This window comes from Amycolatopsis sp. WAC 04182 (genome assembly GCF_003947465.1).
GTDB lineage: Bacteria > Actinomycetota > Actinomycetes > Mycobacteriales > Pseudonocardiaceae > Amycolatopsis.
Map to the genome: position 1 here is coordinate 58,108 of NZ_QHJJ01000003.1, position 21,542 is coordinate 79,649.

Genomic DNA, 21,542 nt, shown 5'->3' on the forward strand with positions numbered 1-21,542 from the left:
TAACTTCGGGGGGTGCTGACACCGGTGCCCAGTAAGCCGCATACGAGTTTGGGGCGCGTCCTCGAAGACCTCGGGGACGTGCTCCTGGAACCGGTCGCCGTCGGCCGGACCACCCGCAAGCACCTCGGCGGGGTGGTCATCCATGATCCGCACGACGAATCCGACATCCCTGGCGGAGCCGTCGTGCTCGGCGTCGGGGTGCGGGACCAGGACGAAGTCGTCCGCCTCTTGCACGACGTGGGTGAGAGAGGCGCGGCGGCGCTCGTCGTCCGGTCTCCCGTCACCCCGGCGCCGGAACTCCGGCGGGCCGCGGAGTCGTCCGGGGTCGCCCTGCTGGGGCTCGCGCGCGGCGCGTCCTGGGCGCAGCTCGCCGCCATGCTCAGGACCTTGCTCGCCGAAGAGGACGTCGGCGAGGTCTCGCCGCAGACCCTCGGCGGAATGCCTTCGGGTGATCTGTTCGCACTGGCCAACGCGATCGCCGCGCTCATCGACGCGCCGGTGACGATCGAGGATCGCAACAACCGGATCCTCGCGTTCTCCGGCCGCCAGGACGAAGCGGACCCGTCCCGGGTGGAAACGATCCTCGGCAGGCAGGTGCCGGAGCGGTTCGCGCGCGGCCTCGAAAAGGACGGCGTCTTCGAGAAGCTGTACCGAGATCAGGCGCCCGTGTACGTTGATCCGCAGCGGTACGACGACAGTGCCATCGCGCTGCCCCGCGTGGCGCTCGCCGTTCGCGCCGGCGACGAGGTGCTCGGCTCGATCTGGGCCGCGGTGCGGGAACCGCTCAGTGACGAGCGGACTCAAGCGCTGATCGACGCCGCGAAGCTCGTCGCGTTGCACCTGCTCCGATTGCGGGCGGGTGCCGACGTCGAACGGCGGCTGCGCGCGGATCTGGTGAGCACGGCACTCGAAGGAGGCTCCGGCGCACCGGAGGCCATCGCCCGGCTCGGGTTGCTGGGCCAGCCGTTGATCGTGCTCGCCATGGGACTGCTCGGCGCACCCGACCCGGAGGACGATCTCCGGCTGGCCGCGGACCGCCAGCGGGTCGCCGACGCGCTGGCCATGCACTTGAGCGCCGTCCAGCCGCGGTCCGCCGTCGCGCTGGTCGGCGACGTCGCCTACGGCATCCTTCCGATGCCCGGCGGTCAGGCCGATTGCCAAGAGCGTTCGGTACGGGTCGCGTCGACTTTCTTGGAGCGAACGGGACGCCGGGCGGCGGCCGCGATCGGCATCGGACCGCTCGCGCTCGACGCGTCCGGTCTCCACGCCTCCCGCGACGGTGCGGACCGGGCGTTGCGCGTGCTGCTCACCAACGGTGGCGCCAAACGCGTCGCGACCGCCGAAGACGTCCACGTCGACGCGCTCATGCTGGAGCTGGCCGACCTCGCCGCGGCCAGGGGAGACGTCGCGACGGGACCGGTCGCGCGGTTGCTCGCCTACGATGCCCAGCACCAGTCGCAACTGGTGCACACCCTCCGGTGCTGGCTCGACGCCTTCGGTGACATCGGCGCCGCGTCCGCGTCGGCCTACGTCCATCCGAACACCTTCCGCTACCGGCTGCGGCGCTTGGCCGAAGTCGGCGAGATCGACCTCGACGACGCGGGGGAGAGGTTCGCCGCGATGCTGCAATTGCGGCTGCTGCCCCGCGACGCGCGCACCGGGCCGCCGGGCGCCGAAGACTGACTGTCGGTCTCCAGGCCCGAAAGGACGGTCGATTGTTCGTGTGATCGCACGAACTCCGCCCGGCGACCGCGTTTCAGAATGAGTGATCGGCGCCACGCTCGCGCCGTTCTCCCTTCTCTTCCGAAGATCCCGCGGAGGCGCCATGACGGCAGTGGTCACTGAGGACACCTGGACAGCACGGCGGATCAACCGGACCGCGCTCATCACGATGGTGGTGATGGTGTTCGCGTGGGCGGTCGACTACATCGACCGGTTCTCGATCGGGATGGCGCTGCCGATGATCGGCGCCGAGTTCGAGCTCAGCAAGACCGAACAGGGCTGGCTCGTCACCGTTTTCGCGCTGGTGTACATGGTCTGCCAGATCCCGGCGGGTTTCCTCGCCGACCGGTACGGCTCGCGCGGGCCGATGCTGGTCACGCTGCTGCTCTGGTCGGCGTTCACCGCGATGACCGGGATGGCGGGCACCTTCGGCATGCTGCTCCTCGTCCGCGGCCTTTTCGGTGTGTGCCAAGGGCTTTTCCCGGCGGCGTCGTTCAAGGCGATCGCCGAACGGACCACCCCCGGCAATCGCGCGACGGTGACCGGCGTGATGCTGTCCGCGGGCGGTATCGGCGCCGGCCTGGCGCCGCTGATCGTCGGCCCGCTGCTGATGGCGGTCGGCTGGCGGCACACGTTCTTCTGGATGGCCGGTATCGGCGCGCTCATCGGTGTGGCCGTCTGGACGATCCTGCCCAAGGCACTGCCCGAAAGGCTGAGCAGCCTTCCACGCGACGTGGTGAAAACCCCCGAGGTGACCCGCAAACAGCTGCTGAAATCCCCGGTGATCTGGAAGTTCACCCTGCTGTTCTGCGTCACCAACATGCTCAACTACGGGATGATCACCTGGGTGCCCAGCTACCTGCTGGAGTCCAGGGGTCTGTCGTTGAGCCAGACCGGGGTATTGGCCGCCATCCCGATGCTGGTCAGCATCGGCACGACCATCCTCGGCGGCTGGCTGTTCGACCGGTACTTCCACGACCACGGCCGCTGGTATCTCGGCTCGATCGCGCTGGTGACCGTGGTGCTGCTGACGCTGATGGTGAACGCGGACAGCACGACGGAGTTCACCGTCTACGAGACGCTCGCCCTCGCGGTGTTCGGCATGGCGACGATGGCGGTCTTCGGCCTTCCGCTGCGGGTACTGCCCACGGCGGTCACCGGGATCGGCATGGGAGTCATGAACTTCGGCGGCCAGGTGGCGGGCGCGGTCGCGCCGGTCGCGATGGGCTGGCTCGCCGACACCTTCTCCTACACCGCCGCGTTCGGTTTCCTCATCGGCACCACGTTCCTCACCGCCGTGATGGCGTTCTGGGTGCCGCAGAACCCGGCGCAGTTCTCGTTCGCTCCGGCGAAAGCCGGCACCGGATCTTGACCGGATCCGGTCACTCAGCGCGTGTCGCGAAAGCCACTTTCGCGACGTCTGATGTCCCGAAAGTGGCTTTCGCGAAACGCAACCCGACCCCACTTCTCCTCGAACAGACAGGAGTCCCATGCGCACCGCGTCCGAAGTCAGCGCAACGATCACCGAACGAGCGAAGGAGGCAGGCGTCCGGGTCCGGTTGCACGCGGCCGAAATCGACGGCACCCGGCGGTTCGGGGTCGACGAGCACGCCCCGGTCGTCACGGCGTCGGTCTTCAAGGTCCCGATCGCGCTGGAACTGGCGAAGCAGGGCGCCGAGGGCGGGCTCGACCTCGGTGAGCGGATCACCGTCCCACCCGGACACCCGACGCCGAGCCCGTACGGCCTCGCCACGTTCCGGCACGAGATCTCGATGTCCTGGTACGACCTCGCGATCCTGATGATCGGGATCAGCGACAACGTCGCCACCGACCTGATCCTCGACCGCGTCGGGAAGGAATCGACGGAGAAAACCTTGCGTGGCCTCGGATTCGAGCACACCACCGTGTCGCAGGACTGCGGAGAGGTGCTCGGCAGCATCGGCGAAGACCTCGGGATCTCCTACGAGGACGACGAAAGGCTGCTGACGGAACTCCCGATGGAACGGATCGCCTCGTTGCGCGCGCTCCAACCGGAGCACAGTTGTGCCACGACGGCCGAAGAGATCACCCGGCTGCTCGGAATGATCTGGCGTGACGAGGCCGCGTCGCCGACCGCGTGTGCGGACGTCCGGCGCTGGATGGAGCTCCAAGTGTGGCCGCACCGCCTGCGGTCCGGGTTCCCGGACGACGGGATCCTCGTCAGCGGCAAGACCGGGACACTTCCGTCGGTGCGCAACGAGGTCGGCGTGGTCGAATATCCCGATGGCGGCCGTTACGCGGTGGGGGTTTTCACCGACGCGATCGACGCGCGGTCCCGCGTGCCGGAGCGGGACGCGCTCATCGGGTTCGCCGCGGCTCAAGCCGTCGAATGGCTCAGGCTTTGCGCCGCGCGAGATGGCGAATGATCAGAAGCACGATGCACACGACGGCGACGGCGCCGGCGATCATGCGGAAGGTCCAGTCCAGTCCCGCGAACTGGCCGATCGAGTTGGCGGCCGCGCTGCCGAGGAGGACGATCCAGAGGGAGGCGGTGACCAGTGCGCCGCCGCGCTTTTCGGTGTCGTTCATGAAGAAGACGCTAGGGTTCGGCAGGGCGGGCGACCAGGGGACTGGCCTCCGTCGCGAGGTGGTGCTGGCGCTACCCCGCCGAACGAAGGAGTCTCAGCGTGGCGATCCAGCGGATGGACAACGTCCTCATCGTCGTCGAAGACCTTGACGCGGTCATCGCGTTCTTCGTCGAGCTCGGAATGGAACTGGAGGGCAAGGGGCCACTCGAGTGGCCGGGTGCGGAACGGGTCATCGGGCTCGAAGGCGTCCGCCAGGACGTCGCCATGCTGCGGATCCCGAACGGTCCCGGCCGGATCGAGCTGGCGAAGTTCCACCGGCCGAAGGCCATCACGCCCGAACCGAAGGACGCTCCGGTGAACACGCTGGGCATCCGGCGTGTCATGTTCGCGGTCGACGACATCGAGGACGTCGTCGCCCGCCTGCGTGTCCACGGCGCGGAACTCGTCGGTGAACTGGAGCGGTACGAGGACATCTATCGGCTCTGTTACGTCCGCAGTCCCGAGGGCATCGTCGTCGGGCTGGCGGAAGAGCTCGGAGCCTCGTGAGTGACTCAGCCCTTGCCGCCAAGGTAAGCCAGCACCGCCAAGACCCGCCGGTGCCCGCTGTCCTCCGGCAACCCGAGTTTCGCGAAGATGTTCCGGATGTGCTTGTGCACCGCGCCGTCGCTCACCACCAGCAGTTCGGCGATGGTCGTGTTGTTGTAGCCCTCCGCCATCAGCCCGAGCACCTCGCGTTCCCGCGCGGTCAGCCCTTCGAGCGGGTCGGTCGCCCGGCGGTGCGCCATCAGCTGGGTGATGACCTCGGGGTCCATGGCCGTCCCGCCCTTGACGACCCGGTCGAGTGCGTCGAGGAACTTCTCGACCTTCCCGACCCGCTCCTTGAGCAGGTACCCGACCGCGCCCTTGCCGTCGGCGAGGAGTTCCGCCGCGTAGCCGGTTTCCACGTGCGCGGACAGCACGAGCACGGGCAACCCTGGGTACATCTTCCGCGCTTTGACGGCGGCGCGGAGACCTTCGTCGGTGTGGGTCGGCGGCAGCCGGACGTCGGTGATGACCGCGTCGGGCCGGTCCTTGGCGACCAGTTCGAGGAACTCGTCCACGTCGTCCACCGCCGCGGCGACGTCGATGCCCGAGGTGTTCAGCAGCATCACCAGGCCTTCGCGCAGCAGCGCGTCGTCCTCGACGATCACGACCCGCATGGCAACTCCACTTTCAGTACGGTCGGCCCACCGGCGGGGCTGGACAGTTTCAAGATCCCGTCGAACGCCTCGGCCCGTTTGCGGATCCCGGACAGACCGCTGCCCGCGGCTTCGTCGGCGCCGCCGTGGCCGTCGTCGCGGATCTCGATGAGCAGGGTGTCGGCGGTGCCGTCGAGGGTGATCCAGGCGTGCTCGGCACCGGAATGCTTGGTGATGTTGGCCAGCATCTCGGCGACCACGAAGTAGGCGGCCGCTTCGACGGCGGCGGGACGGCGGCTGCGGGTGCGAACGTCCACGCTGCACGGAACCGGGCAGCGATCGGCCAGCGCGGTGACCGCGCCGTCGAGGCCGCGGTCGGTCAGCAGCGGCGGATAAATGCTGCGCACGACGGTCCGGAGTTCGGCCAGCGCGCCGGTCGCGGTGTCCTGTGCCTTGCCGAGCAGCTCCCTCGCCCGCTGCGGATCCTTGTCGAAAAGCGAATCCGCGATCCCCAACTGCAGGACCACGGCGGCGATCCTCGCCTGCGTCCCGTCGTGCAGGTCCCGTTCGAGCCGACGGAGCTCGGCGCCGTGCGCCTCCAGCGCGGCGGCACGCGACGCGGCCAGTTCGGCGACGCGGTCGATCAGCACGACCCCGGGCGCGGGCGCGAGCAGCCTGCGCGTGATGGAGGCCTGCCAGCGGGCCAAGCGGGGATACAGGAACAGGAGCGCGATCATGCCGGCGCCGGTGATCGCGCTGAGCGCGGCCAGCGGCCACGACGTGACCATGAACCCGAGCGAACTTTCCACCCCGCCGGGCACCATCGGCCAGATGAACGCCGTGACGATCTGGCGGAGCCCGCCGAGCGGAAAGGCGATGGCGAAGATGCCGATGACGAAACCGGTGGCGGCGTGGAAGGCGAGCCAGGCCAGATCCCGTCGCGAGGCCGGGTCGGTCACCGGGTTCCCGGATCGGTACGGCTGGGGGATGGGCTCGTCCAGCAGGCGCGCCGCTCGCCGTCGTTCGAAGTTGAGCGGGTACCTGATCAGCTTGAGCGCGTGCGGCACCGCCGGGATCCCGACACCGAACGGGCACATCATCAGCACGAACAGCATGCCGACGAGGACGAACCAGGAGACGACGGACGAGGCCGCGCCGACCGCCAGGTACCGGATCGCGGACCAACAGGACCGGAGCCGGGTGATCACCCCGTCAGTCTTCCATCCGGCCGTCGGCGGCCTCGGAGCGGAGCGCGTGAAGGCTTGCTTTGCGATACTCGGGGCATGATCTTGATCGTCCTCAAAGCACGGATCCGTCCCGAGAAGCGAACCGAGTGGCTGGCGGGTATCGAGCGGTACACGCGGCAGGTGCGCGACGAGCCCGGCAACATCTCGTTCGACTACTACCAGAACGCCGGTGACGAGAACGAATTCGTCCTGGTCGAGGTGTTCGCCGACAGCGCCGCCGGTGACGCGCACGTCGCGACCCAGCACGCCCAGGACTTCTTCCCGTTCATGGCGACCGTCGTCGCGGAGAAGCCCCGGATCAACTACCAGAACCTGGACGGCGACGCCTGGTCGGAGATGGCCGAGGTCACGCCGGTCGACTAGAGGCTGCCCTGTGAGTCTGTTCGATGGGCTTCGTGATCCAGGTGGTTCCTGGCGGTGCGGGCGGGCCGGCCTCGTACCGGGGTCGTACTCGGCCGAGCCCGCCCGTGCCGTCAGGGGCCGCCTGGGCGCGGAGACCGCGAACATGACTTGCAGGACACGGCCTAGGCGCTGTCCCTGGCGGTGCGGTCGATGATGGCGGCCAGCGTCGCCGCGGCTTCTTCGGGGACCCAGTGGCTGACGCCGGTCAGTATTTCGAGCCGATAGCCGGCGTCGACGTACTGGCCGGCGAGTTCGGCGCTTCGCCGGGACAGGGCCGTGTCGCCGTCGCTCCAGACGTGGGTGGTCGGCACGGTGACGCGGGCACGCAGGGCCGCCGGGTGTTGCAGCAGCATCGCGCGGTACCAGTTCAGTCCGCCGGTGAGGGCTCCGCCGAGCACGATGTCCCGCTGGACCTGGTCGACCTGCGCCGGTGTCATCCCGGTGCCCGCCAGCGTGCGTTCCAGTACGCGTGGCCGCCGCCGGATGGCGAATTCGGGCAGCCAGGGGATCTGGAACAGGAACATGTAGTAGGACCGGATGAGCTGGTCGCTGCCGAGCATCGCGCGGAGGAACGCTCCGGCGTGGGGGACCGAGACAGTGGTCAGCGACCTGATCAGATCCGGTCGCCGGGCCGCGGTCGACCAGGCGGCGTTGGCGCCCCAGTCGTGCCCGGCCAGGTGCACCGGCCCGGCCCCGATGGCCTCGATGAGCGCGACCGTGTCGGCCACGAGACGGCTCGACCGGTAAGCGAAGCGGCCGCGTGGGCGCGCGCGGGGCGAGTAGCCGCGCTGGTCGGGCACGATCGTGCGGTATCCCCGCTGGTGGAGCAGGTCGGCGGTCTCCGTCCAGGAGGCGCCGGTCTGCGGGAAGCCGTGCAGCAGGACGACGACCGTTCCGTCGAGCGGTCCGGTGTCGCGTACTTCGAAGGTGAGTCCGTCGTTGTCGAAGGAGTCGATACGGCGGGGCGCGGACATGGGCGGATCTCCCATTCTTCGGTGGTCTGGCGGGGCCACTCGACTATATGTTACCTTGAGTAACAGTGAATCGCGGTAACAGGTAGCCGCGCACTCTGTCGACGTCGTCAGGGAGGTCCGTATGACCAGCACCGATGTGCCACGCACCGCGGCAACGGCCGGGGCAGGCCGCCACGAGACCGCACAGCGGCTCCTCGATTCGTCCGCGATGCTGTCCTACGACCCCGCCACCGAGGTGGACTGGGAGACGCCGCTGGACAAGGACTTCCACGGCGCCAGCCCGGAGTGGAGCACGCTCTACGGCACGAGCTACTGGGCCGAGATGAGCACGGAGCAGCAGAAGGAGCTCACGCGCCAGGAAGCCGCTTCGGTCGCGAGCACCGGCATCTGGTTCGAGATGATCCTGCAGCAGATGGTGCTTCGCGACTTCTACGCCAAGGACCCGACCGACCCGGCGTTCCAGTGGGCGCTCACCGAGATCGCCGACGAATGCCGTCACTCGATCATGTTCGCCCGCGGCGCGGAGAAGCTCGGCGCGCCGCCGTACCGTCCCCGCAAGCTGGCCGTCGAACTCGGCCGGATCTTCAAGGCGACGGCCACCGGCGAAGCGGCGTACGCGGCCATTCTCGTCGCCGAAGAGGTCCTCGACGTGATGCAGCGCGACTGGATGCGCGACGAGCGCGTGGTCCCGTTCGTGCGCACCATCAACAACATCCACGTGGTCGAAGAGTCGCGGCACATGAAGTTCGCCCGTGAGGAGACGCGGGAACAGCTGGAGGGCGCGGGTTTCGTGCGCCGCCGGATCAACGCGCTGGTCATCGCGATCGCGTCGTACTTCATCGTCAGCAGCATGATCAACCGCGACGTCTACAAGAACGCTGGGCTCGACACCAAACGCGCCCTGCGCGAGGCGAAGGCCAACGAGCACCACAAGGCGATGATGCGGTCCAGCTGCGCGGGCCTGATGGAGTTCCTCGGCTCGTGCGGTCTGCTCACCCGCCCCGCGCTGGTGTTCTACAAGCGGGCGAACCTGATCTGACATGGCCTTCGCGATCACCCAGACCTGCTGCAACGACGCCACCTGCGTGTCGGTCTGCCCGGTCAACTGCATCCACCCGACGCCGGACGAGCCCGACTTCGGCACCACCGAGATGCTCTACGTCGATCCGGCCTCCTGCATCGACTGCGGAGCCTGCGCGGACGCCTGTCCGGTGGACGCGATCTTCCCGGCCGATCTGCTGACCGGATCGCTCAAGGTCTACGCGGGCATCAACGCGGCCTTCTACGCCGACCGTGAGACCGTCCCTTCGGCGGATCCGGCGCCGAACTTCCACCAGTGGGCCCCGCCGACGTTCGACCGGGCCATCCCGAGCGACTTCGCGCCGCCCGACATCGCCGTCGTCGGCACCGGCCCGGCCGGGATGTACGCCGTGGAGGACCTGCTCCTCCACACCAACGCGCGGGTCACGCTGATCGACCGGCTGCCGGTCGCGGGCGGTCTCGTCCGCTACGGCGTCGCCCCGGACCATCCCGCCACGAAGCGGATCGGCGAGACGTTCTCGCGCCTTCACGAGCATCCGCGGCTGCGGATGCGCCTGGGCACCGAGGTCGGCCGCGACGTGTCCGTGGACGAACTGGCCGAGCGGCACGACGCGGTCGTGTACGCGGTCGGTGCCTCGTCCGCCCGCGGTCTCGGCCTGGACGGCGAGGAACTGCCCGGCAGCATCGCCGCGACCACCGTCGTCGCCTGGTACAACGGTCATCCGGACGTGCCGGCGAACGCGGTGGACCTGTCCGCGGAACGCGTCGTGCTGGTCGGCACCGGGAACGTCGCGCTCGACGTCGCCCGGATCCTGACCGCCGACCCCGATGACCTCGCCGGGACCACGATCGCCCCGCACGCGCTGGAACGCTTGCGCGGCAGCAAGATCCGGGAAGTCGTGCTGCTCGCCCGGCGCGGTCCGGAGGACGCCGCCTACACCTCGCCGGAGCTGCTCGCACTGGCCGGGCGCGCCGGGGTGCCGCTCGTCGTCGACGATGCGGACCCGCGCACCGCCGCCGCGATCGACGCGGGCACCGGCAAAGCGGCGCTGCTGCGCGAACTCGGCCGTGAGACCGTCGACTGGACGGCGCCGCCGGGCTCGGACGGACGCCGGATCGTCCTGCGCTTCCACTCCGCGCCCACCGGGATCATCGGCGACACCCAGGTGCGGGGCCTTCGCGTCACGGGCCGGGACGAGCCGGTCGAGATCGCGACGGGTCAGGTCGTCCGCGCTGTCGGCTATCGAGGTGTGCCGGTGCCGGGTCTGCCGTTCGACGACACCCGCGGCACGATCCCGAACACCGACGGCCGCGTCGACGGAGTCAATGGCGCCTATGTGGTCGGCTGGATCAAACGCGGTCCCTCCGGCGGAATCGGCGCGAACCGCACTTGTGCGCGGGAGACCGTGGCGACACTGCTGGAGGACATCACGTCCGGCAGGCTGCCGGTGCGGGCGCGAAGGTCGCCGGTGGCCGCGCTGGCCACGCGGTTCCGGCGGCGCTGACCTTCGGGCGGCGTTTGCGCGTGACGCGAGCGCCAGGACTGAGCTACGAGGCGGCCGCCCGCCGGTTCAGCAGGACCGGCAGGACGCGATGCCCGTTGGAGATGAACGAGTCGAGGTGCCGCATCTCGTCGGGGGAGGTCGCGAGGGTCATGTCCGGGAAGCGGGCGAACAAGGCCGGTAGGGCGATCGCGGCCTCCAACCGCGCCAGCGGAGCGCCGATGCAGTAATGCGCGCCGTAGCCGAACGCGACATGCGCTTTGTCTGCGCGGGTGACGTCGAACGCGTCGGCGTCGGGCCCGTGCGCCGCCGGGTCGCGTCCGGCGGCGGCGTAACCCGCCAGAATCGCTTCGCCCTTCCGGATGACGACATCGGCGACGGCGATGTCCTCGACGGCGTAGCGCAAGGGCAGGTTGGCCACGGGTGCCTGCCAGCGCAGCGTTTCCTCGATGGCGTCGGCCCACGAGACCTCGCCGTCGCGGATCATGGCGAGTTGGCCGGGATGGGTCAGCAGCGCCGTGATGGCCTGGTCGAGGAGATTGACGGTCGTTTCGTGGCCCGCCGAAATGAACAGGATCAGGGTGTCGAGGAGTTCCGTCTCGTCCAGCCGGGCGCCGTCGTCCTGCGCGGCGATGAGGGCGGTGGTGAGGTCCTCGCCGGGGTTCGCCCGCTTCTCGGCGACGAGTTCGGTGAAGATCGAGTGGATGTCCTGGTAGGCGGCCAGCATCGCCTCCTGGCTCGCCGAGGTCCGGAAGAAGACGTCGACGGAATGGCGCAGCCTGCCGCGCGCGGAGTCCGGTACGCCGAACAGGTGGCAGATCACTTCGATGGGCACCGGGTAGGCGAAATTCTCCCGCAGGTCAACGGGTTCGTCCGTGGGCAGGGCTTCGAGCCCGGCCAGCAGATCGGTGACGATCCGGGTGATCCAGGGTTCCAGCGTGGCGATCCGGCGTGCCGTGAAAGCCTGCGTCACGAGCGAGCGCAGCCTTCTGTGGTCGGCGCCGTAAGCGGTGAACATGTTCCGCACCGAGACCCACACCAGCAACGGCCAGTCCGCGCTGACCTCGTCCAGCGCCGGCCAGTGCTGACGCGCGTCTTTGGACACCCGCTGGTCGCTGAGCAGGCCGCGCAGCAGTTCGTGACTCGTGACCGACCAGGCCACCACACCGCCCGGTAACTCCACCCGGGTGATCGGGCCACGCTCGCGCAAGCGCTCGTTCTCGGCGTGGATGTCGTGGCCGTGCGGATCCAGCAGCAGGGGACGCGTCACCGGGGAACACCCTTTCTCGGCGGAGCGGACCGAATCCAGCCTGCCAGCGGCGCGGTCGCCCGGCTATTCGCCATTCGGTGGCGAGTTTTCGCTCAGTACAGCTCGATGACGAGCCTGTCGGTGAGCGCGCGTGAGACGCAGAGCGCCATCTGGCTTTCGCGATCGGCGGCGGTCAGGCAGTTGTCCCGATGGTCCGGGGTTCCTTCCAGCACCCCGGACACGCACGAGCCGCAAATGCCTTCCTCGCAGGACTTGAACACTTCGATGCCGTTGTCCTCGAGGACCGCCAGGATCGATTTCCCGGCAGGCACCTCGAACTCCTCACCGGTGTCGAGTTCGACGGTGAGCGGGCGGTCGGCCGACGTGTCCACCTCGGCGGCTTCGAAATGCTCGACGTGCACGTGGTCCGCGCCGACGACCGGACCGAGCACGTCGCCCACCTGCCGCATGAAACCGTCCGGGCCACAGGTGTAGACGTGGGCCGAGGGCGTCAGGTCTTCGGCGATCGTCCGCAGGACGGCGGGCTGTCCGGCACGGGGCACGCCGAAATGCGTCCGCACCCGGTCGGCGAACTCCACCCGTTCTTCGAGGAGTTCCACGAAGGCCGCGGTTTCGCGGGAACGGGCGAAATAGTGGAGCTCGAATTCGCTGCCCCAGGTGTAGAGCTCGTAGGCCATCGAAAGCAGCGGCGTGATGCCGATACCGCCTGCGACGAGGACGTGCCGGTCGGCGTCTTCGGCGACGCTCAGCAGATTGCGCGGCTCGCTGATCTTCAGGTGATCGCCGACCGAGACCTGATGCAGGGCCAAGGATCCGCCGCGCGAGTCCGGTTCCCGTTTGACGGCGATCAGGATCGAACGCGGGTCGTCGGGGGCGCCGCACAGCGAATACTGCCGCAGCACCCCCGTCGGACCGACCACGTCGACGTGTGCCCCCGCCCGGTACCGGACGCGCAGCGGCTCGCCGTCCTGCCGGACCAGCCGCAGGGTACGGATTTCCGGCGTCTCTTCGGTGATTTCGACGACGCGGAAGAGGACGTTCGGCATCTGGGTGTCTCCTGGTCAGCGCATGTACAGGCCGCCGTTGGCGTCCCAGCAGGCGCCGGTGACGGAAGCGGCTTCGGGGGAGGCGAGCAACGCCACCATTTCGGCGATGAACGTCATGCTGCCCAGCCGCCCCACCGGGATCCCGGCCTTCATCCGGTCGAGGTTCTCCTCGCCGACGATCCGGTGGACCATGGGGCTGTCCTGCGGGCCGGGGGAGACCGCGTTCACGGTGACACCCTTGGCGGCGAGTTCGCGGGCGAACACCTTGGTCGCCGACAGGATCGCGCCCTTGGAGGACGCGTAGTGCCCGCCGGTCGCGGTGCCGCCGTTCTGCCCCGCCAGGGACGCCATGTTGACGATCCGGCCGTAGCCCGCTTCGGCCATGTGCGCGCCGAACAGCTGACAGGCGTGGAAGGTGCCGTTGAAGTTCACCGCCATCACCTCGTCGAGCTCCTGCGGCGTGATCTCCAGCAATGGCCGGGCTTGCGTGCGGGCGGCGTTGTTGACCAGTACCTCGACGCTGCCGAAGTCACCGAGCACCGACGCGAGCAGTTGGTCGATGTCGGGACGGCTGGCGACGTCGACGCGATAGCTCTGGGCGTGCGCCCCGCTCCGGTCCAGTTCGGTCGCGAGTCGCTTCGCGGCCGCTTCGTCGAGGTCGGCGATCGCCACCCGATGACCGCCACCGTGCAGGCGCCGGACGATCTGCTCGCCGAGCCCGGTCGCCCCGCCGGTGATCACGGCGACCGGCGCGGTGCCGCTCACAGCAGGAATCCCGCGGCGGGAACGGCTTCGTCGGCGTTGACCAGCCGGACGACCTTGCGGGCGAACCGATCCTCGTCGCCCTGGGCGCCAAGGCGGACCACGTAATCGACGTCCGCGGCCCACAGGTCGTGGCGGCCGCGCTTGTACGCCACGATGATCTGGGCGGCCTTGAGCGTGACCGACCGGTCGTCGACGTCGACGGGGATGAAGCGCGAGACGGTCCGCACGGTGATCGCCGAATCGACCGCGGCGAGCGCGTAGCCCTCGGTCATCCGCCGCACGCGCAGCCCCCGCATCCGGGCGTCGTCGTGGACCATGTTGAGGACGTCGTCGAAGTCCTCGGCGTCGCGCTCGATCGGGATGATGTACCTCCCGTCTTCGGCGTAAAGCCGTTGCCAGGCCTCGTATTCCTTGGCGTCCAGCAACGCGGCCTCGCGCCAGGCCAGCTCGATCGCGCGGATCACCCGCGGATCGGTGAGGGTCTCAGTCATCGCTCATCATCCGCTTCCATTGGGCGTACGCCGCCCGCATTCCGGTCTCGTCGGTGACGTGGCTGGTCGGCCAGCCCTCGGCGGAGGGCTTTTCGCGGCCAAGACCGCGGTTGACCATGATCGGCATTTCGGGCGCGCCCTGGGCACCGCGCTGGACCCGGTCCCACCCTTCGGAGTCGTCCGGGGTGCCGAAACCGAACGGCCCCTGGAAGTGTTCGTGGGCGCGCAACCGCTCACGGTTGACCGGTCCGACGATCTCGGGCGGGCCGTCACTGCCGAGCGCGACGTGCTCGATGACCGTCTCGTCGACGCTGATCGGCCGCAGTACCCGGAAGAACGAGATCGACATCGACACGTTCGGGAACAGGTTGAGGTTGAACCCGGTGCCGTGCACGGCACGGACGAGCCTGCGGATCTCGGCTTCGTCCGCTCCGGCGGCTTCGAGCTGGGCGACCAGGCCGTCGAACCGCGGCTGGAGCGGCTCGCTGCCGTCGTCCGCCTCCAGATCGGAGTGTTCGGGGACCATCTGCATCACCGAGTGGCCGTTGCCGAGGTCGTGGGTGACCGCCGTCGGGTCGGTCATGAACGACATCATTTCGGCGGTCTCGGCGTCGACCGACGCCATCCAGGAGCGGTGCACGATGGGGAAGTGGTACCCGTCGGTGGTGTTCTCCAACTGGATCTTCCAGTTGCCGCGGTAGGTGAACCGGTGGGTGCCGAGCACCTTCACCGGGTAGCCGCCACCCTGCGCCATGAAGCGGTCGATCCACAGTTTGACGTCGCCGAGGAAGTTGGTGAGCGGTTCGGCGTCGGCGTTCAAGGTCGCGAAGATCATCCCGCCGTACGACTCGGTGCGCAGGGTCTTCAGCCCGAGATCCGCCTTGTCCATGACGCCCTCGTACCCGTCGGGGTACGGGATGCCGCGCAGTTTGCCGTCCAGCCCGTAGGACCAGGCGTGATAGGGACAGGTGAATCCGTTGGCGTGGCCGGACTTCTTCTCGCAGAGCGACGCGCCCCGGTGGCGGCAGCGGTTCACGAGCGTGCGGATCTCGCCCTTGCGGTCCTTGGTGACGATGACCGGATGCCGTCCGACATGGGTCGACTTGAAGCTGCCTGCCTTGGGCAGTTCCGATTCGTGGGCGACCCAGATCCAGGACCGCTCGAAGATCTTCGTCATCTCCTGGTCGAAGATCGCGGGGTCGGTGTACATCCGGCCGGCGACCCGGTCGCCGAGGACGAGGTCCGCGGGCGGCAGGTCGTACACGGTGGCGGCGGTGAATTCGGTCATCGCGATCAGCCCCGGTATTCGCGCGGAGTGAGCGCGCGGCCGATACGCGCTTCGATCTTGGCGTACTTCCACAGCTTCCACGGGCTGTCACCGACCGGCGTGCTGCGCAGGAAGTCGCACGCCTGCTTGACGGTTTCCTGGGAATCGACGTCGCAGAGCAGGTAGCAGGTCCACGGCCAGCCGTCGGACGGGCCGACCATATGCGAGTCGTCGTCGATGTCGCCGATGAAGTCCACGCCGGGTAGGCCCTTGATGCCGTCCATCAGCGCGACGAAGGCGGTCCAGACGTCGCCGGCGGCGACGCCGCCTTCCGGAAGGTCGAAGAAGTTCTGGTTGATACCGATGCAGAACAGCACGCGCAGCGGGGTATCGCTCATGGTGGTGGTCCAACTCCTCGTCAGCGGTCGGTGGTGGGTCACTGGAAGCCGGGAACGGTGGGTGGGTGGCCCATCAGCACGGCCCCCGCGGCGTCGTACATGGCCGGGCCCAGGAAGGCGTGCTGCTGGGGGACGAGGGAGTCGCCGAGCAGTCCTTGCAGCGGGTGGTCGGTGGCGATGGCGCCGGTCCCGGACAGGGAGATGACCCGGTTGACGGTCTCCGCGGCGGTCTTCGCGAGGTGGGTCGAGGCGAGGCGGAGATGCGCGTTCTGCTCCGGCGTCACGGGGTCGCCGTCCAGTACGGTCTGCCAAGCCTCATGGGTGACCTCGTAGAAGTACGCCCGCGCCGAACGCATCGTCGCCTCGGCTTCGGCGAGGCCCGTCCGGTAGTAGGCGCGGTCGGCGAGTTTCGGCGCGCCCGTCACGCCCGAACGGCCGCTCCCGACCTCGGTCGCGAAGTCGAGCGCCGCACGGGCGACACCCGCGCCGACGACCGCCAGGACCTGGGATGCGTAGGCGAGGGTGGGGTAGCGGTACAACGGCTCGTCGATCGTCGGCGCACCGCCGCGGATGAACGTCCACTCCCGCGGGACCTCGACCTTGTCGACGACCAGGTCGAAGGAACCGGTGCCCTTCATCCCGACGACGTCCCACTCCCGGACGATCTCGACCTGCTCGGGCCGCAGCAGCGCGGTGCGCGGCTTTCCGGCTGTCGTGTCGTCTCCGGGTATCCCGACGCCCAGGACGTCCGCGCCCATGCAGCCGCTCGCGAACTTCCAGCGGCCGTCGACCAGGAAGCCCGCCGCGGTGGGTTCGGCCCGCTGCACGGGGAAGAGCCCACCGGCGAAGCACACATCCGGACCGTCGGCGTACAACTCGGCCTGCGTCTCGACGGGCAGCGCCGCGAGATAGACCAGCGCGGAGCCGAAACTGGCCACCCAGCCGGTGGATCCGTCGACGACCGAGATCCGCTCCACGATCCGCAGGAACTCGGCCGGGGGCAGGGGACTGCCGCCGAACCGTTCGGGGGTGGCGGACCGGTAGACGCCTGCTGCCTTGAGCCGGTCGACGAAGTCGCGGGAGACGTACCTCTGGTCCTGGAACTCCTGACGGCGCTCGAGGAGTTCGGCCAGGACATCCTCGAGCGTCGTGGCCGGGCTCTCCTGGATCTGGGCCATCGGGCGCTCCTCGCGTCGTAGGGAAGATGTCTCCGACGCTAGGGATCACCGCCGCGCGTGGCCATTGGTCATTGCCTGCCGGTGGCGGGGGATTCCCACGCAGGGCGGTAGGGGAAATCCTTACCGGAGGCCCCGGCGGCGAACTCCTATGCTGAGGCCGTGGAGGTCGACCCGATCGCGCCTGAGCTGGCCACCGGCGACTTCGTGGCGATGATGAACGCCTCGAAGGCGTGCGTGCTGGTCCACGACGCGGCGACCAAGAACATCCTGTGGGCCAATCCCGCCGCGTGCGAGATGCTCGAATTCAGTCTTTCCGAGCTGCGCCCGCTCAAGGCCAACCACATGAGCAGCTCAGCCCAGCAGTACGACCGGGTCATCGGACGGGCGTGGCTCCAGGCGGCGGTGGAACACGGTTCGAGCCGCATCGTGTGGCACTACCGGAGCAAGTCCGGCCGCGTCATCCCCACCGACGCGGTCGCCATCCGGGTCGAGCTGGAGCGGGGACCCGCGGTGATGGTCCAGTTCCGCGACATCCAGCGCGCGGAGGAGGTCGAACGGGAGCTGAAGCTGACGACGTCGTACGTCGACGCGCTGGCGCGGCACACCTCGACCGTGGCGTTCATGCTCGACGCCGCCGGAGCGGTGCGGTTCGCCACGGACAGCGCGCTGACCTTCCTCGGCCTGACCGGCGACGACGATCGGCTGGCCGGGGAGCCGCTGGCCGCGTACGCGCGGCTGTATCTCGGTGGCAGGCCGGTGCGCTGGACCGAGGTGGTCGCGGGCGCGGATCCGGTCGGGCCGGTGCAACTGGAGTTGCCGGGGGAGAACGCGACCTGGCTGGAAGGGAGCCTGGAGCGGCTGTCCGAGTCCGAGGTCGACGCGTATCTGATGATCCTGCACGACGTCTCCGAGCGGGTGCGCGGCGAAGCGCGGCGAGAGCTGGAACTACGGCACGAGAACTACCTGGCGCGCTACAACGCCATGGGGGACATGGCGATGGCGATCGCACACGAACTCGGCCAGCCGCTGGCCGCCGCCGCGAACTTCATCGCGGGCATCCGCGCGCGTGCCGCCACGATGGCGGACGGCGGTGACGTCCGTGAGCAGATGGGCTACGGCCTGGACAGCGTCGCCCGCCAGATCGACCGGGCGAAGGAGATCGTCGGTGCACTGCGGTCCTTCGTCGGGCATCTGGAACAGGTCGAGCAGATGGTCGACCTGAACGAGATCGTCCGGGAGTGCCTGTACTTCATCGAGCTGAGCGCGGCGCCGCACGGAGTGGACGTCGAGGTCCGGCTCGATCCGTCGCCGGTGCCGGTGCGGTGCGAACGCGTTCTCACCGGTCAGGTGGTGATGAACCTGTGCCTCAACGCGATCGACGAGACCGCGGAATGCGAACCCGTGCGACGGCGGATCACGGTGGGCACCCGAGCCAAGGAAGGCGTCGGCGTCCTCACCGTCGACGATCACGGCCGCGGTATCGCCAGGGACCCCTTCGCCGAGTCGTTCACCAGCAAACCCGGCGGCAGCGGGATCGGGCTGGCGCTGAGCCACCGCATCATCACCCGGCAGCACGGAAGCATCTGGGCCGAGCGGCGCGAAGGCGGTGGCTCCCGGTTCGGGTTCGCGCTTCCGCTGGACACGTAAGGGAAATCCTCAGGCGGCGCGGTGGAACTCGGGATATCGCCGGTTTCGGCCACGGCTCTAGCGTCGAGGTATGCCCGATGAGCTGACCACGACCCAGCGACGGTTCCGCGCGGCGATGGCGAACCTTTCGACGGCTGTCAACATCGTCACCACCGACGGCGTCAGCGGCCGCGCCGGCATCACGGTGAGCGCGGTCTGCTCGGTCACCGACACGCCGCCGACCCTGCTGGTCTGCGTCAACCAGTCGAGCTACACGCACGACATCTTCCGGACCAACGGGCGGATGGCCATCAACGTCCTGGCGCCCCAGCACAAGGACCTCGCCCTGCAGTTCGCCGGTGCGACGGACGTGCCGATGCTCGACCGGTTCCGGTTCGAGGTCTGGGATCACGAGCGGTTCCGCATCCCCGTCGTCCGCGACGCGGCCGCCGTCCTCATCGGCGGCGTCGGCGCCGAGTTCACCCAGGGCACGCACACCGTGCTCTTCGTCGAGGTCGAGGACGTCTTCGTCAACGAGGACGCCGGGGGCCTCGCCTACTTCCGGCGCGAATTCCACCGGATCGCGCCATGAACGAGCGCACCACGTTGATGTGTTACAACGACACCCACGGATACGGCTGGCGCCATGTGGATCTGTTCGTGCACGACGCCGAGGGCCGTGAGCTGGAGTGGGTCCACTGGCAGGTCCCCGCCGACGGGCCCGATGCCGCCGACGAGGTGACCGCGCGGGTCGAGCCCCTGCTGAGGCGTACTTCGGAGTGGCGGCACGGGGTCAGCGCCGGCGGCGTGGACTACTGGGAAGCGGATGCCGCGTGGGAGGAGCAGTGAGGCTCGCGCGCCCGTGGCCGCTACGGGAACTCGTCCGGGATCTGCGGGAGGGGCGGACCACCCCCGAAGCGGCGTCGAACCGGGCGCTGGCCCGGATCGCCGAGACGGAAGCGGATCTGCACGCCTGGGTCGAACGGACGGCCTTCCTGCCGGGCGCGGGTGGTCCGCTCGGCGGCGTGCCACTCGGGGTCAAGGACATCATCGATCTGGCGGGCGTGCCCACCCGCTGCGGTTCGGCCCTGCGCGCGAACGCCGCTCCGGCGACCTCGGACGCGGCGATCGTGACCGCGTGGCGCGCGGCCGGCGCCGTGCCGCTCGGGAAAACGGTCACCACCGAGTTCGCGTTCTTCGCCCCCGGTCCGACCCGCAATCCCGCGGCCCCCGGTCACACCCCGGGCGGCTCGTCGAGCGGATCGGCCGCCGCCGTCGCGTCCGGGCAGGTTCCGCTGGCGCTGGGCTCGCAGACCGCCGGATCGGTCATCAGGCCGGCGTCATACTGCGGGGTCGCGGCGCTGGTCATGACCCATGGTCGGTATCCGGTCACCGGGGTGACGGGGCTGAGCCCCAGCCTGGACAGCCACGGCGTCTTCGCGGCCACGGTCGCCGACCTCGCGATCGCGTGGTCGGCGCTGTCCGGTGAACCCGCTCCCGTTCGACCGCCGCGGATCCTGGTGTGGTCGGCCGACGCGCTCGAGGTCGTCGAAGCGCCGATGCGGCACGCCGTGACAGAAGCGGCGAAGCGTCTGCGGGAAGCAGGGGCGACGGTCTCGGCTTTCCGCGACGAACGGCTGATGGCCGGCCTCACCGATGCGCATCCGGTGGTGATGGCCTACGAGGCAGCCCGGGAAAGAGCCGCCGAGCTCGCCGTGGCCGAGCGGTTGAGCGCTCCCTTGGCGCAGCTGCTGCGGACCGGCGCCGCGACTTCGTCCGACGAGTACGACAGCGCCCGCGCGACCATCGCCGACGGCGCGCTCCGGCTCGCCGAGGTGTTCGGCTCCTACGACGTCGTGCTCGGCCCGGCCGCGCCCGGTGCGGCGCCGCGAGGACTGGAAGCGACCGGGAATCCCGTGCTGAGCCGGGGCTGGCAGGCGCTCGGCCTGCCCGTGGTCGCGCTGCCCGGGTTCACCGACCCGGAGGGCATGCCGCTGGGCCTTCAGCTCGTCGGGCGTCGCGGCGGGGAAGCCGAACTGCTCGGGCACGCCTGCTGGGTGGAACGGACACTCGCCGGGGATTCATGATAGGGAGCTCTCCATGGTCACCACCGATTCCGCATCCGGCGGCGAGACGTCGCCGGTGGTCTACATCGTCGACGACGACGAGGCCATCCGCCAATCCCTGGTGTTCCTGCTGGAGAGCGTCGGCATCCAGGCGCTCGTCTATCCGGACGGGCCGACGTTCCTGGAGGAGTTCGACCCCGACGAGCCGAGCGTGCTGATCATCGACGTCCGGATGCCGGGGCTCAGCGGGCTGCAACTGCAGGAGAAGCTCGTCGCGCGCGAATTCCCGGCCCCGGTGATCTTCTGCTCCGCGCACGGCGACATCCCGATGTCGGTGCGGGCGCTCCGGCTGGGCGCCGTCGACTTCCTCGAGAAGCCTTACGAGCCGCAGCGGATGCTGGAGGTCGTCCAGGCACAACTGGTCGTCGCGGCGGAACGGTTCTCCGCGGCCGCTTGCCGCAAAGCGGTCACCGAGCGGATCGCGACACTGACCCCGCGCGAGCGCGAGGTGCTCCGGCTGGTGATCGACGGCCTGCCCAGCCAGCTGATCGCGCGCCGGCTCGGCACCAGCGTGAAAACCGTCGATGTGCACCGGGCCCGGATCAAGGCCAAAACCGAGTCGGACAGCCTCGGCACCCTGGTGCGGGACGTCCTGCAACACCAGGTCACCGTTTAAGTGCAAGTGGTCTCGTGTTTGGAGGCGTAACTCGCGTGATTGAAGGCGTAACTCGAAGATGCGCCTCCAATCACGCGAGTTACGCCTCTGATCACGCGAGTTCTGCGTCTGATCACGCGAGATCGC

General features: G+C 69.1%; 23 protein-coding genes. 12 read left to right on the forward strand and 11 right to left on the reverse strand.

The window, feature by feature from the left end:
* Positions 1 to 12: 12 nt before the first annotated feature.
* From DMH01_RS14080 to DMH01_RS14090, 3 genes are all read left to right on the forward strand, one after another.
* Positions 13 to 1,683 (forward strand): CdaR family transcriptional regulator, encoded by a 1,671-nt coding sequence (locus DMH01_RS14080; protein ID WP_125676883.1) that lies wholly within the window; start codon positions 13 to 15, stop codon positions 1,681 to 1,683.
* 142 nt (positions 1,684 to 1,825) lie between these two features.
* A complete protein-coding gene (locus DMH01_RS14085; protein WP_125676885.1) occupies positions 1,826 to 3,094 on the forward strand; it encodes an MFS transporter in 1,269 nt (422 codons plus the stop codon).
* Between the two features lie 118 nt (positions 3,095 to 3,212).
* Positions 3,213 to 4,127 carry a serine hydrolase gene (locus DMH01_RS14090; RefSeq protein WP_125676887.1) on the forward strand — a complete coding sequence of 305 codons (915 nt, stop codon included), beginning with the start codon at positions 3,213 to 3,215 and terminating at the stop codon, positions 4,125 to 4,127.
* Here the strand turns inward: DMH01_RS14090 and DMH01_RS14095 are convergent.
* Entirely contained in the window at positions 4,096 to 4,290 is a 195-nt protein-coding gene (locus tag DMH01_RS14095) for a hypothetical protein (RefSeq protein WP_125676889.1), read from the reverse strand. The two genes, DMH01_RS14090 and DMH01_RS14095, sit on opposite strands and share 32 nt — an antisense overlap.
* Positions 4,291 to 4,388: 98 nt before the next feature.
* On the opposite strand from DMH01_RS14095, the gene DMH01_RS14100 reads away from it, so the two are divergent.
* Positions 4,389 to 4,835 (forward strand): VOC family protein, encoded by a 447-nt coding sequence (locus DMH01_RS14100; RefSeq protein WP_125676891.1) that lies wholly within the window; start codon positions 4,389 to 4,391, stop codon positions 4,833 to 4,835.
* Between the two features lie 5 nt (positions 4,836 to 4,840).
* Here the strand turns inward: DMH01_RS14100 and DMH01_RS14105 are convergent, their stop codons facing one another.
* Positions 4,841 to 5,488 (reverse strand): response regulator transcription factor, encoded by a 648-nt coding sequence (locus DMH01_RS14105; RefSeq protein ID WP_125676893.1) that lies wholly within the window; start codon positions 5,486 to 5,488, stop codon positions 4,841 to 4,843.
* Positions 5,476 to 6,675: a sensor histidine kinase gene (locus tag DMH01_RS14110; RefSeq protein ID WP_125676895.1), complete on the reverse strand. Its 1,200-nt coding sequence runs from the start codon at positions 6,673 to 6,675 to the stop codon at positions 5,476 to 5,478. The genes DMH01_RS14105 and DMH01_RS14110 overlap by 13 nt, the downstream gene beginning before the upstream one ends.
* 75 nt (positions 6,676 to 6,750) lie before the next feature.
* Here DMH01_RS14110 and DMH01_RS14115 point away from each other — a divergent pair, with 75 nt between their 5' ends.
* The gene (locus DMH01_RS14115; protein ID WP_125676897.1) at positions 6,751 to 7,077 is read left to right on the forward strand and encodes a putative quinol monooxygenase; all 327 of its coding nucleotides are present in this window, start codon (positions 6,751 to 6,753) and stop codon (positions 7,075 to 7,077) included.
* Positions 7,078 to 7,238: 161 nt separating this feature from the next.
* Here the strand turns inward: DMH01_RS14115 and DMH01_RS14120 are convergent, their stop codons facing one another.
* A complete protein-coding gene (locus DMH01_RS14120; protein WP_125676899.1) occupies positions 7,239 to 8,090 on the reverse strand; it encodes an alpha/beta fold hydrolase in 852 nt (283 codons plus the stop codon).
* A 121-nt stretch (positions 8,091 to 8,211) separates the two neighbouring features.
* Between DMH01_RS14120 and DMH01_RS14125 the strand changes: the two genes are divergently transcribed.
* Together DMH01_RS14125 and DMH01_RS14130 are read left to right on the forward strand one after the other, a co-directional pair.
* Positions 8,212 to 9,129 (forward strand): diiron oxygenase, encoded by a 918-nt coding sequence (locus DMH01_RS14125; RefSeq protein WP_125676900.1) that lies wholly within the window; start codon positions 8,212 to 8,214, stop codon positions 9,127 to 9,129.
* A gap of 1 nt (position 9,130) precedes the next feature.
* On the forward strand, positions 9,131 to 10,636 hold the full coding sequence (locus DMH01_RS14130) for an FAD-dependent oxidoreductase (protein WP_125676902.1): 1,506 nt from the start codon (positions 9,131 to 9,133) through the stop codon (positions 10,634 to 10,636).
* Positions 10,637 to 10,679: 43 nt separating this feature from the next.
* Here the strand turns inward: DMH01_RS14130 and DMH01_RS14135 are convergent, their stop codons facing one another.
* From DMH01_RS14135 to DMH01_RS14165, 7 genes are all read right to left on the reverse strand, one after another.
* Complete coding sequence (locus DMH01_RS14135; RefSeq protein WP_125676904.1) at positions 10,680 to 11,903, reverse strand: cytochrome P450; 1,224 nt, start codon at positions 11,901 to 11,903, stop codon at positions 10,680 to 10,682.
* 92 nt (positions 11,904 to 11,995) lie between these two features.
* Complete coding sequence (locus DMH01_RS14140; RefSeq protein WP_125676906.1) at positions 11,996 to 12,949, reverse strand: PDR/VanB family oxidoreductase; 954 nt, start codon at positions 12,947 to 12,949, stop codon at positions 11,996 to 11,998.
* A 15-nt stretch (positions 12,950 to 12,964) separates the two neighbouring features.
* Positions 12,965 to 13,714: an SDR family NAD(P)-dependent oxidoreductase gene (locus tag DMH01_RS14145; protein WP_125676908.1), complete on the reverse strand. Its 750-nt coding sequence runs from the start codon at positions 13,712 to 13,714 to the stop codon at positions 12,965 to 12,967.
* A complete protein-coding gene (locus DMH01_RS14150; protein WP_125676910.1) occupies positions 13,711 to 14,205 on the reverse strand; it encodes an aromatic-ring-hydroxylating dioxygenase subunit beta in 495 nt (164 codons plus the stop codon). Before DMH01_RS14150 ends, DMH01_RS14145 begins: the two co-directional genes overlap by 4 nt.
* The gene (locus DMH01_RS14155; RefSeq protein ID WP_125676912.1) at positions 14,198 to 15,493 is read right to left on the reverse strand and encodes a Rieske 2Fe-2S domain-containing protein; all 1,296 of its coding nucleotides are present in this window, start codon (positions 15,491 to 15,493) and stop codon (positions 14,198 to 14,200) included. The genes DMH01_RS14150 and DMH01_RS14155 overlap by 8 nt, the downstream gene beginning before the upstream one ends.
* Positions 15,494 to 15,498: 5 nt before the next feature.
* Entirely contained in the window at positions 15,499 to 15,870 is a 372-nt protein-coding gene (locus tag DMH01_RS14160; RefSeq protein ID WP_125676914.1) for a hypothetical protein, read from the reverse strand.
* A 38-nt stretch (positions 15,871 to 15,908) separates the two neighbouring features.
* On the reverse strand, positions 15,909 to 17,048 hold the full coding sequence (locus DMH01_RS14165) for an acyl-CoA dehydrogenase family protein (protein ID WP_125676916.1): 1,140 nt from the start codon (positions 17,046 to 17,048) through the stop codon (positions 15,909 to 15,911).
* Positions 17,049 to 17,207: 159 nt separating this feature from the next.
* Here DMH01_RS14165 and DMH01_RS14170 point away from each other — a divergent pair, with 159 nt between their 5' ends.
* From DMH01_RS14170 to DMH01_RS14190, 5 genes are all read left to right on the forward strand, one after another.
* Positions 17,208 to 18,695, forward strand: coding sequence for a PAS domain-containing sensor histidine kinase (locus DMH01_RS14170; RefSeq protein WP_125676918.1), 1,488 nt, complete (start codon positions 17,208 to 17,210; stop codon positions 18,693 to 18,695).
* Positions 18,696 to 18,765: 70 nt separating this feature from the next.
* Positions 18,766 to 19,266 (forward strand): flavin reductase, encoded by a 501-nt coding sequence (locus DMH01_RS14175; protein ID WP_125676920.1) that lies wholly within the window; start codon positions 18,766 to 18,768, stop codon positions 19,264 to 19,266.
* The gene (locus DMH01_RS14180) at positions 19,263 to 19,523 is read left to right on the forward strand and encodes a hypothetical protein (protein ID WP_125676922.1); all 261 of its coding nucleotides are present in this window, start codon (positions 19,263 to 19,265) and stop codon (positions 19,521 to 19,523) included. The genes DMH01_RS14175 and DMH01_RS14180 overlap by 4 nt, the downstream gene beginning before the upstream one ends.
* Complete coding sequence (locus tag DMH01_RS14185; RefSeq protein WP_125676924.1) at positions 19,520 to 20,761, forward strand: amidase; 1,242 nt, start codon at positions 19,520 to 19,522, stop codon at positions 20,759 to 20,761. The genes DMH01_RS14180 and DMH01_RS14185 overlap by 4 nt, the downstream gene beginning before the upstream one ends.
* A gap of 13 nt (positions 20,762 to 20,774) precedes the next feature.
* Entirely contained in the window at positions 20,775 to 21,416 is a 642-nt protein-coding gene (locus DMH01_RS14190) for a response regulator transcription factor (protein WP_125676926.1), read from the forward strand.
* The last annotated feature ends 126 nt before the right edge of the window (positions 21,417 to 21,542 follow it).

What these genes read in the sequence shown, in the direction of transcription:
- DMH01_RS14150 (WP_125676910.1), bottom strand. Translation starts at nt 14,205, where the DNA reads ATGACTGAGACCCTCACCGATCCGCGGGTGATCCGCGCGATCGAGCTG.
- DMH01_RS14090 (WP_125676887.1), top strand. Translation starts at nt 3,213, where the DNA reads ATGCGCACCGCGTCCGAAGTCAGCGCAACGATCACCGAACGAGCGAAG.
- DMH01_RS14125 (WP_125676900.1), top strand. Translation starts at nt 8,212, where the DNA reads ATGACCAGCACCGATGTGCCACGCACCGCGGCAACGGCCGGGGCAGGC.
- DMH01_RS14095 (WP_125676889.1), bottom strand. Translation starts at nt 4,290, where the DNA reads ATGAACGACACCGAAAAGCGCGGCGGCGCACTGGTCACCGCCTCCCTC.
- DMH01_RS14155 (WP_125676912.1), bottom strand. Translation starts at nt 15,493, where the DNA reads ATGACCGAATTCACCGCCGCCACCGTGTACGACCTGCCGCCCGCGGAC.
- DMH01_RS14190 (WP_125676926.1), top strand. Translation starts at nt 20,775, where the DNA reads ATGGTCACCACCGATTCCGCATCCGGCGGCGAGACGTCGCCGGTGGTC.
- DMH01_RS14115 (WP_125676897.1), top strand. Translation starts at nt 6,751, where the DNA reads ATGATCTTGATCGTCCTCAAAGCACGGATCCGTCCCGAGAAGCGAACC.
- DMH01_RS14140 (WP_125676906.1), bottom strand. Translation starts at nt 12,949, where the DNA reads ATGCCGAACGTCCTCTTCCGCGTCGTCGAAATCACCGAAGAGACGCCG.
- DMH01_RS14120 (WP_125676899.1), bottom strand. Translation starts at nt 8,090, where the DNA reads ATGTCCGCGCCCCGCCGTATCGACTCCTTCGACAACGACGGACTCACC.
- DMH01_RS14180 (WP_125676922.1), top strand. Translation starts at nt 19,263, where the DNA reads ATGAACGAGCGCACCACGTTGATGTGTTACAACGACACCCACGGATAC.
- DMH01_RS14130 (WP_125676902.1), top strand. Translation starts at nt 9,131, where the DNA reads ATGGCCTTCGCGATCACCCAGACCTGCTGCAACGACGCCACCTGCGTG.
- DMH01_RS14105 (WP_125676893.1), bottom strand. Translation starts at nt 5,488, where the DNA reads ATGCGGGTCGTGATCGTCGAGGACGACGCGCTGCTGCGCGAAGGCCTG.
- DMH01_RS14165 (WP_125676916.1), bottom strand. Translation starts at nt 17,048, where the DNA reads ATGGCCCAGATCCAGGAGAGCCCGGCCACGACGCTCGAGGATGTCCTG.
- DMH01_RS14160 (WP_125676914.1), bottom strand. Translation starts at nt 15,870, where the DNA reads ATGAGCGATACCCCGCTGCGCGTGCTGTTCTGCATCGGTATCAACCAG.
- DMH01_RS14175 (WP_125676920.1), top strand. Translation starts at nt 18,766, where the DNA reads ATGCCCGATGAGCTGACCACGACCCAGCGACGGTTCCGCGCGGCGATG.
- DMH01_RS14085 (WP_125676885.1), top strand. Translation starts at nt 1,826, where the DNA reads ATGACGGCAGTGGTCACTGAGGACACCTGGACAGCACGGCGGATCAAC.